Source organism: Mariniflexile sp. HNIBRBA6329 (assembly GCF_043558645.1).
Taxonomy (GTDB): Bacteria; Bacteroidota; Bacteroidia; order Flavobacteriales; family Flavobacteriaceae; genus Mariniflexile.
The window spans coordinates 77,954-90,169 of the sequence record NZ_JBIFXS010000012.1; the positions used below are offsets into that span (position 1 = coordinate 77,954).

The window sequence follows — 12,216 nt, forward strand, 5'->3', positions numbered from 1 at the left end:
AAAGCGCAAAAAATCAGTTAAACAACAAACTGTTTACATCATTTTTAAGAAAAAAGGGTGAATTTATTTCACCAAACGTTCAATAATTTTCTTTGTGGGAAGAATTTTATCCGTATGCTGAATACTAGGTCCTGCAACCCAAACCGTTTTATAAGTGGCTTTAGTTGCTGCATTTTTTGTGGCGTTCATTCCAATTGAAAAACGAATCATTTTAACCCATTTTTTCAGTTTTTTATGCTTATTTAAAACAGATTCTAACCAAGTGGTTTTAGTACCTATTTTCTGAACATATGGTGTATTGATAACGGTACATGGGGTACCGGAAATTCGATTGGTCATTACAATATCTTCAGCACCATAGTCCACACAAGCTTGTTTATATTCGTCAGTTACATTGGCTTCAAACGATGCTATAAACGGACTTCCTACTGAAACACCATCGGCACCATAACTTAACATTTTATCAACATCAGCTTTAATACCAACACCACCAGCTGAAATAACAGGAATATTACAATGAGATACCAACTCTTTAATCAATGCTTCCGGTGAAAGATTTCCTCTATGGCCTCCTGCTTGATTATTCACTGCAATAACAGCATCGGCTCCTAAAGCTTCTACTTTTTGAGCAAACTTTAAATCGACCACATCACAAAACACTTTTATACCAGTTTTATGAGCTAAATTGATGGTTTCCTCTGGACTTCCTAATGATGTGATTATAAAATCGCAACCTTCCTCACAAAGTACACGCAATTGTTCTTTATATTTTATGTTCGATTTGTTTACTATTAAATTAAAACCAAAAGACCCTCCTTCAACTTTAGCTTCTTTTAACTCTAAAATAGCCGCTTTTAATTCTTCTAAAGTTCGGTAATTAAGTGCAGGAATACATCCGGCAATGCCTTCCTTCATAGCTTCAATAACCATGGTTGTATTAGAAACCAAAAACATTGGTGCTAAAATAATCGGATGTTTAATATCTAAAACCTGAGTAAGTTTTTTATGCATGCTTAAATTGATTTCTCTAAATATAATAAATATTAGACATGCCTTTTCAAATAATTAAAACTTGTTACAGATAATAAAAAAAGCTTACTGGTTTAGTCACTCTTTAACATTGTTTTTATTTCTTTTGTAATGTAACCCACATATCTAAATCGGCTTCACATTTAACTTCTCCATCAAAACTGTTTAAAGTAATACCATCTTTTAATAATTTTAATAGCATGATTTCACTATCTGAAACCTTTTTAATATAATAGTTTTCATTTTGGTCACTGTTATTCACCATAATAGTAGTATTATTTAAATGCCAATTCCCCTGCTTTAAAAAATCAACATCTTCAATAACCTTAGAAATTACATCATTGTTCAAATAATCATGAACATTTAAAACGTAAGTCGTTTTTAATCTACCAATAGATGTTAATTGCTTAGGTGAATTCGAAAAATTAACTGCATAGTTTTCTGTTTCAAATTTTGATGAAGTCACTGGAATAGGATAAGGATAAAAGACCCACCCCCAGTATTCAGAATTTTTTTCTAAAGCAGATACTTTCCCTTGCACAGACACATTGGTAACAAACCAATCACCAATTAAAAAATCATCAGTAATTAACAAATCATCAGTAGATGATACAGAATTATCATCATTTGAACATCCCATAGCCAAAAATAGAATGCTCATCAAACAATAAAGATTTAAAGCTCTCATAATCAGTCGATTTAATAGTTTTTACTAATTTAATAATTTATTAACTCAAAATAATACACTATAAAAAATAATTTACGATGTGATATCATTATATGTTTTAAGTAGAAAATGAGTAAATAAAAAAATGCAATCTATACGATTGCATTTTTTTACTATTTAATAAATTGCTAAAACTAAATTAGTGTAGCAGATAAAATTATTTCACTTCCTCGAAGTCTACATCTTCAACATCACTACTTTCAGTGGACTGTCCGTTTTGACTTGCATCAGGTCCAGGAGCAGCTTCACCTTGTTGTGCTTCAGCTTGTGCTTTGTACATTTCTTCACTAGCTACTTTCCAAGCTTCGTTTATTTTTTCTAAAGCTGGGTCAATAACCGCGATATCTTTAGTTTCGTAAGCTTTCTTAAGTTCTTCTAATGCTTCTTCAATTGGTTTCTTTTTATCATCTGATAATTTTTCACCAAATTCTTTCAACTGACTTTCAGTTTGGAAAATCATAGCATCAGCAGCGTTTAATTTTTCAGCTTTTTCTTTTGCTACTTTATCTGCTTCAGCATTTGCTTCTGCATCAGCTTTCATTTTTTGGATTTCCTCCTCAGTTAAACCAGAAGATGCCTCAATACGAATATCTTGTGTTTTGTTTGTAGCTTTATCTGTTGCTGTTACGTGAATGATACCATTCGCGTCAATATCAAACGTTACTTCAATTTGAGGTGTTCCTCTTCTTGCTGGAGGAATACCATCTAAGTGGAAACGTCCAATGGTTTTGTTATCGGCAGCCATGGCTCTTTCACCTTGTAATACGTGAATTTCTACAGATGGTTGGTTATCGGCAGCTGTTGAGAATACTTGCGATTTCTTGGTAGGAATCGTAGTATTGGCTTCAATCAACTTCGTCATGACATTACCCATAGTTTCAATACCTAACGATAATGGTGTAACGTCTAATAACAATACATCTTTAACATCTCCCGTTAACACACCTCCTTGAATACCAGCACCTAACGATACTACTTCATCTGGATTCACACCTTTACTTGGCGCTTTTCCAAAGAATTTCTCAACGGCTGCTTGTACAGCAGGAATACGTGTAGATCCACCTACTAATATGACTTCGTCAATATCTTTAATTGTTAAACCAGCAGCTTTTAAAGCTGTTTGACATGGTGCAATAGTACGTTTTACTAAATCGTCAATTAATTGCTCGAATTTAGATTTTGTTAAAGTACGTACTAAATGTTTTGGTCCACTTGCAGTAGCTGTAATATATGGTAAGTTAATTTCTGTTTGAGCAGAAGATGATAACTCGATCTTCGCTTTTTCAGCAGCTTCTTTTAAACGTTGTAAAGACATAGGATCTTTTCTTAAATCCATGCCTTCTTCAGCGTTAAACTCATCTGCTAACCAATTTATGATTTTTTCATCAACATCATCACCACCTAAGTGTGTATCACCATCTGTTGATAATACTTCAAATACACCATCTCCTAATTCTAAGATAGATACATCATGTGTTCCTCCACCAAAGTCAAATACCACAATTTTTTGGTCTTTTCCTTTTTTGTCTAAACCATATGCTAAAGCCGCCGCAGTAGGCTCGTTTATAATTCTACGAACTTTTAAACCAGCAATCTCACCCGCTTCTTTAGTAGCTTGACGTTGACTGTCATTAAAATATGCTGGCACTGTAATAACCGCTTCAGTTACTGTAGTTCCTAAATAATCTTCAGCAGTTTTCTTCATTTTTTGAAGAATCATAGCCGATAATTCTTGTGGTGTATATAAACGACCATCAATATCTACACGTGGTGTATCATTATCACCTTTTACTACTTTGTAAGGTACACGATCCGCTTCTTTTTTAGATTCAGAAAATTTATTTCCCATAAAACGTTTAATCGAATAAACCGTTTTTGTAGGGTTCGTTACTGCTTGTCTTTTCGCTGGATCACCAACTTTAATTTCGCCTCCTTCAACAAAAGCAATAACAGATGGCGTTGTTCTTTTTCCTTCTGCATTAGGAATAACTACTGGCTCATTACCTTCCATCACCGAAACGCAAGAGTTGGTTGTTCCTAAATCGATTCCAATAATTTTACTCATAATATATTTTTTATTTGTTTTGAAAATTCATTTTTAAATTCGATATGTAAAAGTCAATGATTATGCCAATAAAGAAATGCTGACACAGTGTCAGTTTTAGTGATGATTTATAATCTATCTTAGGAAAAATTCACCGCTAATTAGTTATTTATTACTTTTACCAAACTTGAAAATGTATATATTCATTTTCATTCTTAATAATACCGACAAATTAATAAAAGCAATGAAAAACATTTATTTACTAATTATTACAGCACTACTATTATCCTGCAATCAAGAAGCTAAAATTGTTGAAACCAATTTTTTTCCTGACGGAACTAAAATTCCTGATTGGTTTTTAGACTATTCTAAAATAAACCCTGCCGATTTAGGTACTTTTTATACCATTACAGATTATGGAGTAACGAATGATAGCACCTTAGTACAAACTGAAGCTATACAGAAAACCATAAACGAAGCTTACAGAAATGGAGGCGGTGTTGTTGTAATTCCTAAGGGTACTTTTTTAAGTGGTGCCCTGTTTTTCAAACCGAATACACATCTACATGTAGCTGAAGGCGGTGTTTTAAAAGGTTCTAATAATATTGATGATTATCCTTTTATTCCTTCTAGAATTGAAGGACAAAGTATTGAGTATTTTGCTGCTTTAGTAAATGCAACCGCTGTTGATGGATTTACTATTACAGGTAAAGGAATTATTGATGGTAATGGCTTGGAATTTTGGAAAGCTTTCTGGCATAGACGCGAAGAAAACCCAAAGTGTACCAATTTAGAAGTATCAAGACCGCGTTTGGTATTTATTTGGAAATGTAATAATGTGCAAGTTCAAGATGTACATTTGAGAAACTCTGGTTTTTGGAGCAGTCACTATTACCAATGTAATAATGTGAAAATTTTAGATTTACGCATTACTTCACCACATCAACCAATAAAAGCCCCAAGCACCGATGCTATTGATATTGATGTATGTAATAATATGCTAATTAAAGGTTGCTATATGGCTGTTAACGATGATGCCATTGCTCTTAAAGGAGGTAAAGGACCATGGGCAGACAAAGATGCCAGCAATGGCGAAAACACCAATATTATCATTGAAGACTGTGAATTCGGTTTTTGTCATGCCGCATTAACTAACGGAAGTGAAGCTATACATAACAAAAACATATTGATGCGTAATTGTGTTGTAAAAGAAGCTAAGCGCTTGTTATGGCTTAAAATGCGCCCAGATACAGCACAAAATTACGAATACATTACCGTTGAAAACATTACAGGGGAAGCACATAGCTTTATTTATATTAAACCATGGACACAATTTTTCGACTTAAAAGGCAGAAAAGATGTCCCATTATCATATTCAAATCATATTACCATGAAAAATATTGACTTAAAATGTGATGTTTTTTATGATATGAAAATAACAGAATATGACAAACTTTCAAACTTCACATTCGAAAATTTAAAAATTGAAGCTAAAGATGGAACTTTTGACAAGAGTATTATTGATGGCGTTACTTTTAATAATGTTGAAGTAAATGGTGAATTAATCAAATAATTATAATTCGGTAAAAAGGTTTAGCACATTGTAAATTTCATTTTTACATCTTCCGAATTTGTTTTACTACTTTTGCTTACTATCAGAAAAAACAAAATATGTCTACTGCAAAAAAAGAATATAAGCGCATTACCGTAAAAACCTTGGTTGACATGAAAGCCAATGGTGAAAAAATATCAATGCTAACTGCTTACGATTATACCATGGCAAAAATAGTTGATGGTGCTGGTATAGATGTTATTTTGGTAGGCGATTCAGCAAGCAACGTAATGGCTGGACACGAAACCACCTTGCCAATTACTTTAGACCAAATGATATACCATGCGTCCTCGGTAGTTCGTGCCATAGACCGTGCTTTAGTTGTTGTAGACTTACCTTTTGGAAGCTACCAAAGCGACCCTAAAGAAGCACTGCGTTCTGCCATTAGAATTATGAAAGAAAGTGGTGGGCATGCTGTAAAATTGGAAGGCGGAAAAGAAATTAAAGAATCTATAAAACGAATTCTGAATGCAGGCATCCCTGTGATGGGGCATTTGGGCTTAACACCACAATCTATATATAAATTTGGCACTTATACAGTTCGTGCCAAAGAAGAACAAGAAGCTGCCAATTTAATTGAAGATGCCAAATTACTTGAACGTATTGGTTGTTTCGCCATTGTTCTTGAAAAAATACCAGCTAAACTTGCCAAAGAAGTCGCCGAAAGTGTTAGCATCCCCATTATTGGAATTGGTGCCGGTAATGGTGTTGATGGACAAGTTTTAGTACTACACGATATGCTGGGAATGACACATGAGTTTCATCCTCGTTTTTTACGTCGCTATATGAATTTATATGAAGAAATGACCAATGCTATTTCTAAATATGTAGATGATGTAAAAACAATAGATTTTCCTAATGATTCTGAGCAATATTAATATAGGCATTAGGCATTAGGCAAAATAATATTCGTGAATTAGTGGCAGAAAAAATACTTTCCAATAAAAACAACCTTCAAATCTTATTTGAAGATAATCATATCATCATAGTAAACAAACGTGCTGGCGATATTGTACAAGGAGACAAAACGGGTGATAAACCATTAAGTGAAGTTGTAAAAAGTTATATAAAGGACAAATACAATAAACCTGGAAATGTATATTTAGGTGTGGTGCATCGGTTAGACAGACCCACAACCGGACTAGTTATTTTTGCGAAAACAAGCAAAGTATTGCCGCGTTTAAATGCCCTTTTTGTTTCAAAGGATATTGATAAAACCTATTGGGCCATTGTGAAAAACACGCCTCCCAAAACGGAGGATTCATTAACACATTGGTTAAAAAAGAATCCGAAAAACAATAAATCTTCTGCATATATAAAAGAAGTAAAAGATAGTAAAAAAGCCGTTCTTCATTATAAACTACTAAAAAAGTTAGACAATTATTTTCTACTTGAAGTTAATTTAGAAACGGGTAGACACCACCAAATCCGTTCTCAACTTTCTACTATGGGCTGCCCCATTAAAGGCGATTTAAAATATGGCTTTGACAGAAGCAATCCTGACGGCAGTATTCATCTACATGCAAGACACATCACATTTATTCACCCCGTAAAGAACGAACCTATAAATATTACAGCACCTTTACCAAATGATCCTGTTTGGGATGCTTGCAATGGTTAAAAGTTTCAGAGTTGCAAAGATTCAAAGTTTCTAAGCCTCTAGATTCTTTTCTCTCTTCTCTATTTTCTTTTTTTTTTTAAATTGTTTAGTATTATAAATCAAGAATGTTCCATGTCTTTATGAAAAACATTTTGGATAGCATTGGTAGTACGCTTTCGTTATAAAAATCATTTTTCAACTCTCAAAAAAAATTTTTTTTTTCTTTACTTAATAACAGTATTATATTGGTAATTTAATTCTAGTTCTACACCTTCATTTGGTCTAGATATTAATTCTAAATTAGCGTTTATTAAAGACGCTCTACTTTTCATGTTAAGCAATCCTGAACCCTTTTCCGCATTTGTTACATCAAAACCTTTTCCATCATCTTTTGCGGTTATTATTAAACTATTTGTTTGATAATTTAAGATAATATGTATGTTTTTTGCTTCGGAATATTTAACGGAATTTGACAAAAATTCCTGAAGAATTCTAAAAATAATAATTTCATGCTTACGGTCTTTAAAATCTACTTTATCACCTATTATTTGAAGTTCAGCCGATTCAAATTTCATTTTCTTCAAACGGTTTAATTCATTGGTAATTGATTTTTCAAAACCTACATTAAGCAGTACTTCATTATTTAATGTTTTTGAAAGTGCCCGTACTTCTGCCAAACTTTCTTTAAGTGCATCGGATGTGTCTTTAAATTTTTCTTTCACATCGTCTGCCACTTGCATTTTTAAAATACTTAATTGCATATTAGCAAATGATAGCAATTGCCCTATATTATCGTGCAACTCCCAACCAATATTTTTTAACGTTTGCTCCTGAGTTTCCGTTTGTGCTTGTGCTATTTCTGATTCAAAAGCTTGTTGCTGTTCTATTTTATCTAATAACAACTTGTTTTTGCGTTTCAAAAAAACCACAAAAAACAGTATCACAAGTGATGTTATAATTACCAAAACAGCAATCATATACACTAATAAATATCTTTCTGATGCTGTACTAGCTAATCGTTCTCCGGTTTGCACCATATTAATGCGAATGTAAAGGTTAAATACATGAGTATATTGGCAAACAAATAAACTTGCCATTTCAGAAATATAAAATTCCAATCGGAATTTGAATTATAAACATCATAAAACACCAAAGGTGTTGTAATGAGCCACCAAATAAATATTGCGGAGCTAATATAAAAATTAAGGGATTTATAAAAAGTTAATATTTTATCGCTTTGTAACGTTTCTATAAAATAAAATATACTGCACAGAAAAATAATGGTAGCTCCCAAAACATCTAAAACAAGAAAATAGCGCTTAAAATAATCGTCCCAATTAAAAACGATATATGTAAATGAAAAGATAAAAAAAGTATAACCGCTATATTTTATAAAGTTTTTAAATATTATGGTTTTTAGAATCTTGCTGTAATAAAAAACAAAAAACAATATAGCGCCAATTACCCAAAATAGTGTTGCCCACCAATAATTTCTAACAAAAACAGTATCTTTTAAAAAACTTAAAAACCCATCATTTTTAATATATTTTACATAACTCCCTAAAAAATCGCAAATAGATAGATACACCAAAAACCATATAAAATATTTAGCAGCTGTTAGTTTGTACTTTTTATAAAGTAATAAACCTGTAACAGCTGCTAATATTTCTACACTAAACGTTAGTGTATTTTTATATTCTAGCAAAAATTCGTTCATTTTTTATTGGGGATATCCTCTATCACCTCCTGTACCTCTATTCAATGGTGGTACATCTACATCTTGAAAATTAAATAAATTTACACTACTAGCATGAGACTTTTTTTGCTTGCCTGTAGGCACTATAAACATAGTAGTTAAATCCTTTTTGGTTTGTCCTGCATTTTTTCCGTAAACACCTAAATAAACACGAATTCCTGTCATATTATAACCCAAACTATCAGCCTGATTTTTTGCGTAGCCCAAATAATTTTCAATTTCATCTAAAGACCAATAGGTTGATCTGTCATCCTGCGCTCTTCCCTGTTTTTGTGCCGCCGAATCTACTGCCGCTTTTCTATGCAATGTCCAATTAGCATTTAATTCTTTGGCTTGTTCAACCGAAATAACACCGCTAGGTTTAACAATTTTCGTCAGGTTATCATCTATTAGTCTCGGACAAAAATAGTAAGTTGCCAACGCACCAATAATTGCTCCTAGAATGAGGTAGATTATGTTTTTCATATTATAAATTTAGTTAGTTAATAATAGCCGTTTAAAAGTAGTAAAAAAGATTTAAAATGTAAGAACACCTGACAACTATGTTGAAAAACATATCTTACACCTCATACAAGTTGTGGTTAACCATAAACTAAATGTATTAAATACTAAGTGCTGTAGTATGCTTCACTTCATTAATTACAAACATACTATGTGTACTGCCAATATGGTTGATAGATGTTAACTTTTTTACCAAAAATTCTCTAAAAGCAGCCATATCTTTTACCATGATTTTAAGTAAATAATCATAATCACCACTTATGTGGTAACACTCCAAGACTTCGGTTAAATTGGCTACTTCATTTTCAAACTTTACCACATAATCTTGGGTATGTTGAATAAGCTTAATATGGCAAAAGGCTACAAACGATTTATCAACCTGCTGCTTATCAACCAACGCCACATATTTATTTATAACTCCATCTCTTTCAAGTTTTTTAATACGTTCATAAACGGCTGTAACAGATAAATTCAACTTATTTGAAAGTTCTTTATTGGTTTGTTTACTGTCCGTTTGCAAATAAGTCAACAGTTTTTTATCAATGTCATCAAATATCATAATTGAAAATTTTTCGTTGAAATACCAACTTTTCAGAAAGTTACAATTATATTTTCTAAAATATCAATATATATTAGTTTTATTATCTAAATAAATAAGCATGCATTGTTTTATTATCTATAAATGTTGAAATTTGTTATATACCCAACATGCACATTATGAAATTCAAACCCGCAAATAACATACAGGATTTACAATATTTTGGTGAATTTGGAGGCGTCAATCCTTCCATTTCAGATTCTTCAACATACACCTTTTTATCTGCCAAAACCATGTTTGATACGTTTGAAGGTAATGCTGAAGGGTGCTATTTATACTCGCGCCACTCCTCGCCTTCCAATTTATATTTAGGTGAAGCTTTAGCGGCCATGGAAGGTACCGAAACCGCTAACGTTTCTGCTTCGGGTATGGGTGCCATTACATCCGTTTTAATGCAATTATGTGGCTTTGGCGACCATATTGTGTCTAGCCGAACTATTTATGGAGGCACATATGCCTTTTTGAAAAACTTTTTACCGCGTTTTCAAATTGAAACATCGTTTGTAGACATTACAAAACTAGATACGATTGAAGCTGCCATCACAAAAAACACCAAGGTTTTATATTGCGAATCGGTAAGTAACCCGCTTTTAGAAGTTGCTGATATTAAAAAACTAGCCACTTTAGCTAAAAAACACCATTTAAAATTGGTGGTTGATAATACGTTTTCTCCGCTATCCATTTCTCCTGCAATTTTGGGTGCCGATGTGGTGATTCACAGTTTAACCAAATTTATTAACGGTTCTAGCGATACTGTGGGCGGTGTGGTTTGTGGCACTCAGGAATTTATAAATAATTTACGGAACGTGAACAACGGTGCTTCCATGCTATTAGGCTCTACTATGGATAGTTTAAGAGCTGCCTCTATTCTAAAAAACCTAAGAACGCTGCACATAAGAATGCTACAACATAGCAAAAACGGATTGTTTCTAGCACAAAAATTTGAAGCTGATGGATTGAAAACCGTTTACCCTGGACTAAAATCGCATCCATCCCACGAGCTTTTTAAAAGTATGATGAACTCCCAATATGGTTTTGGGGGTATGCTTACTATAGATGTGGGAACTTTAGAAAAAGCCAATGAACTCATGGAACATATGCAAAACCGAAATTTGGGCTATCTGGCCGTTAGTTTAGGGTTCTATAAAACCTTGTTTAGCGCTCCAGGAACATCAACATCTTCTGAAATTCCTGAAGATGAACAAAAAGCCATGGGACTGAGCGATGGTTTAATCCGTTTTTCTATAGGGTTGGATGATGATATTGAACGCACCTATCAAATGATGCATGGTTGTATGAAAGAGCTTGGTATTCTATAAATATCAAATCCCTTTTAAACGCATCCAAAGATTAGACATGGCTGCATTGAAATTATCACTTCTAGTTTCAAAAGGTTTCATGTTCAAGCGTCCATTTTCTTTAAAAAGCGTCATGCTAAACACCGAAGAGTTTGGGTTGTTTTCATCTAAAATAGGATACCTCAAATCGTTATATTGGTATTTGTTGTCTCCTATTTTGTAAACACTGTAATACTGACTGCTAAACCATGCTAAATCTTTGATGTCATTAAATTCTTCAGGACTTAAATCACGCTGTTTAGGCAATTCCTTAAAATTTTTAAATCTATGTTCAGTATCCAACAACGAATAATACGAAACATAATAGGATGAATCAGCTTCAGCTATAGCGTACCACAAAATATTATTAAAAATGGATGGTTGTGAACTGAATCTTTTAATGTGTATATTACTTTCAGCAATAGATTTCCTAAAAAGCGCATCAACATAAAGTTTATTTACTACCGTTAAAACCATATAAACAGAACTGATGCCGATGCCTAATTTCAACCAAAATCGCCTTCTATGGTCTTTTCTTTTGAAAAACATCACTACAATCATACAAATCAAAAATGGCAGTGTGTAAACGGGGTCTACAACAGCTATGTTATTAAAAGCCACTCTATAATGGCTAAATGGTGCAAAAAGCTGTGTTCCGTAAGGTGTAAAACAATCTAAAATAGGATGCGTGAATAGGGACCAGAAAAACAATAGCATCCAATCTTTTTGGGTGGTAGTCTCCAATCGTTTTCCAGAATTATACAATTTATAAACACCCCAACCCAATATAAAAGCAGCTAAAATTGAAAACAAAATGGAGTGCATAAAACCTCTATGGAACAACATAGCATCAATTTCGTGGTTGTAAATAATGTTTCCAATAAAAACATCTAAATCTGGAATGGTGCCACCAATAGCTCCAAACAACAACGCTTTATTGCCTATTTTTTTTCCTAAAACCGCTTCTCCACAAGCAGCACCAAGAACAATTTGTGTTAATGAATCCATTCTT

The 12,216-nt window shown here is 33.0% G+C and carries 12 protein-coding genes; 4 read left to right on the forward strand and 8 right to left on the reverse strand.

Translation table 11 applies throughout. The features are described 5' to 3' along the window. Positions 1–63: 63 nt before the first annotated feature. The 3 genes from ACGK9U_RS12875 to dnaK all read right to left on the reverse strand — a co-directional run bounded on the left by ACGK9U_RS12875 (position 64) and on the right by dnaK (position 3,821). Positions 64–1,011, reverse strand: coding sequence for an NAD(P)H-dependent flavin oxidoreductase (locus tag ACGK9U_RS12875; protein ID WP_394466792.1), 948 nt, complete (start codon positions 1,009–1,011; stop codon positions 64–66). 115 nt (positions 1,012–1,126) lie between these two features. Continuing rightward, a complete protein-coding gene (locus ACGK9U_RS12880; RefSeq protein WP_394466793.1) occupies positions 1,127–1,690 on the reverse strand; it encodes a hypothetical protein in 564 nt (187 codons plus the stop codon). A gap of 223 nt (positions 1,691–1,913) precedes the next feature. Further along, a complete protein-coding gene (gene dnaK / locus ACGK9U_RS12885; RefSeq protein ID WP_394466794.1) occupies positions 1,914–3,821 on the reverse strand; it encodes a molecular chaperone DnaK in 1,908 nt (635 codons plus the stop codon). Positions 3,822–4,044: 223 nt separating this feature from the next. Here dnaK and ACGK9U_RS12890 point away from each other — a divergent pair, with 223 nt between their 5' ends. The 3 genes from ACGK9U_RS12890 to ACGK9U_RS12900 all read left to right on the forward strand — a co-directional run bounded on the left by ACGK9U_RS12890 (position 4,045) and on the right by ACGK9U_RS12900 (position 7,033). After that, complete coding sequence (locus tag ACGK9U_RS12890; protein WP_394466795.1) at positions 4,045–5,373, forward strand: glycoside hydrolase family 28 protein; 1,329 nt, start codon at positions 4,045–4,047, stop codon at positions 5,371–5,373. A gap of 98 nt (positions 5,374–5,471) precedes the next feature. Further along, the gene (gene panB, locus ACGK9U_RS12895) at positions 5,472–6,290 is read left to right on the forward strand and encodes a 3-methyl-2-oxobutanoate hydroxymethyltransferase (protein ID WP_394466796.1); all 819 of its coding nucleotides are present in this window, start codon (positions 5,472–5,474) and stop codon (positions 6,288–6,290) included. A 41-nt stretch (positions 6,291–6,331) separates the two neighbouring features. Further along, positions 6,332–7,033 carry an RluA family pseudouridine synthase gene (locus ACGK9U_RS12900; RefSeq protein ID WP_394466797.1) on the forward strand — a complete coding sequence of 234 codons (702 nt, stop codon included), beginning with the start codon at positions 6,332–6,334 and terminating at the stop codon, positions 7,031–7,033. A gap of 203 nt (positions 7,034–7,236) precedes the next feature. Here the strand turns inward: ACGK9U_RS12900 and ACGK9U_RS12905 are convergent, their stop codons facing one another. The 4 genes from ACGK9U_RS12905 to ACGK9U_RS12920 form a co-directional block, all read right to left on the reverse strand. Then, positions 7,237–8,049, reverse strand: a complete 813-nt coding sequence (locus ACGK9U_RS12905; protein WP_394466798.1) for a sensor histidine kinase — start codon at positions 8,047–8,049, stop codon at positions 7,237–7,239. Next, positions 8,025–8,729: a hypothetical protein gene (locus ACGK9U_RS12910; RefSeq protein ID WP_394466799.1), complete on the reverse strand. Its 705-nt coding sequence runs from the start codon at positions 8,727–8,729 to the stop codon at positions 8,025–8,027. The genes ACGK9U_RS12905 and ACGK9U_RS12910 overlap by 25 nt, the downstream gene beginning before the upstream one ends. Positions 8,730–8,732: 3 nt before the next feature. After that, on the reverse strand, positions 8,733–9,233 hold the full coding sequence (locus ACGK9U_RS12915; RefSeq protein ID WP_394466800.1) for a hypothetical protein: 501 nt from the start codon (positions 9,231–9,233) through the stop codon (positions 8,733–8,735). A gap of 136 nt (positions 9,234–9,369) precedes the next feature. After that, a complete protein-coding gene (locus ACGK9U_RS12920) occupies positions 9,370–9,828 on the reverse strand; it encodes an Lrp/AsnC family transcriptional regulator (protein WP_394466801.1) in 459 nt (152 codons plus the stop codon). 158 nt (positions 9,829–9,986) lie between these two features. Between ACGK9U_RS12920 and ACGK9U_RS12925 the strand changes: the two genes are divergently transcribed. Beyond that, on the forward strand, positions 9,987–11,186 hold the full coding sequence (locus tag ACGK9U_RS12925; RefSeq protein ID WP_394466802.1) for an aminotransferase class I/II-fold pyridoxal phosphate-dependent enzyme: 1,200 nt from the start codon (positions 9,987–9,989) through the stop codon (positions 11,184–11,186). Positions 11,187–11,189: 3 nt separating this feature from the next. Here the strand turns inward: ACGK9U_RS12925 and ACGK9U_RS12930 are convergent, their stop codons facing one another. Continuing rightward, positions 11,190–12,212 (reverse strand): metal-dependent hydrolase, encoded by a 1,023-nt coding sequence (locus ACGK9U_RS12930; protein ID WP_394466803.1) that lies wholly within the window; start codon positions 12,210–12,212, stop codon positions 11,190–11,192. Positions 12,213–12,216: the final 4 nt, after the last annotated feature.

Coding starts and splice junctions, on each gene's coding strand:
- ACGK9U_RS12920 (WP_394466801.1), bottom strand. CDS start 9,828: ATGATATTTGATGACATTGATAAAAAACTGTTGACTTATTTGCAAACG.
- dnaK (WP_394466794.1), bottom strand. CDS start 3,821: ATGAGTAAAATTATTGGAATCGATTTAGGAACAACCAACTCTTGCGTT.
- ACGK9U_RS12910 (WP_394466799.1), bottom strand. CDS start 8,729: ATGAACGAATTTTTGCTAGAATATAAAAATACACTAACGTTTAGTGTA.
- ACGK9U_RS12890 (WP_394466795.1), top strand. CDS start 4,045: ATGAAAAACATTTATTTACTAATTATTACAGCACTACTATTATCCTGC.
- ACGK9U_RS12925 (WP_394466802.1), top strand. CDS start 9,987: ATGAAATTCAAACCCGCAAATAACATACAGGATTTACAATATTTTGGT.
- panB (WP_394466796.1), top strand. CDS start 5,472: ATGTCTACTGCAAAAAAAGAATATAAGCGCATTACCGTAAAAACCTTG.
- ACGK9U_RS12930 (WP_394466803.1), bottom strand. CDS start 12,212: ATGGATTCATTAACACAAATTGTTCTTGGTGCTGCTTGTGGAGAAGCG.
- ACGK9U_RS12880 (WP_394466793.1), bottom strand. CDS start 1,690: ATGAGCATTCTATTTTTGGCTATGGGATGTTCAAATGATGATAATTCT.
- ACGK9U_RS12905 (WP_394466798.1), bottom strand. CDS start 8,049: ATGGTGCAAACCGGAGAACGATTAGCTAGTACAGCATCAGAAAGATAT.
- ACGK9U_RS12875 (WP_394466792.1), bottom strand. CDS start 1,011: ATGCATAAAAAACTTACTCAGGTTTTAGATATTAAACATCCGATTATT.
- ACGK9U_RS12915 (WP_394466800.1), bottom strand. CDS start 9,233: ATGAAAAACATAATCTACCTCATTCTAGGAGCAATTATTGGTGCGTTG.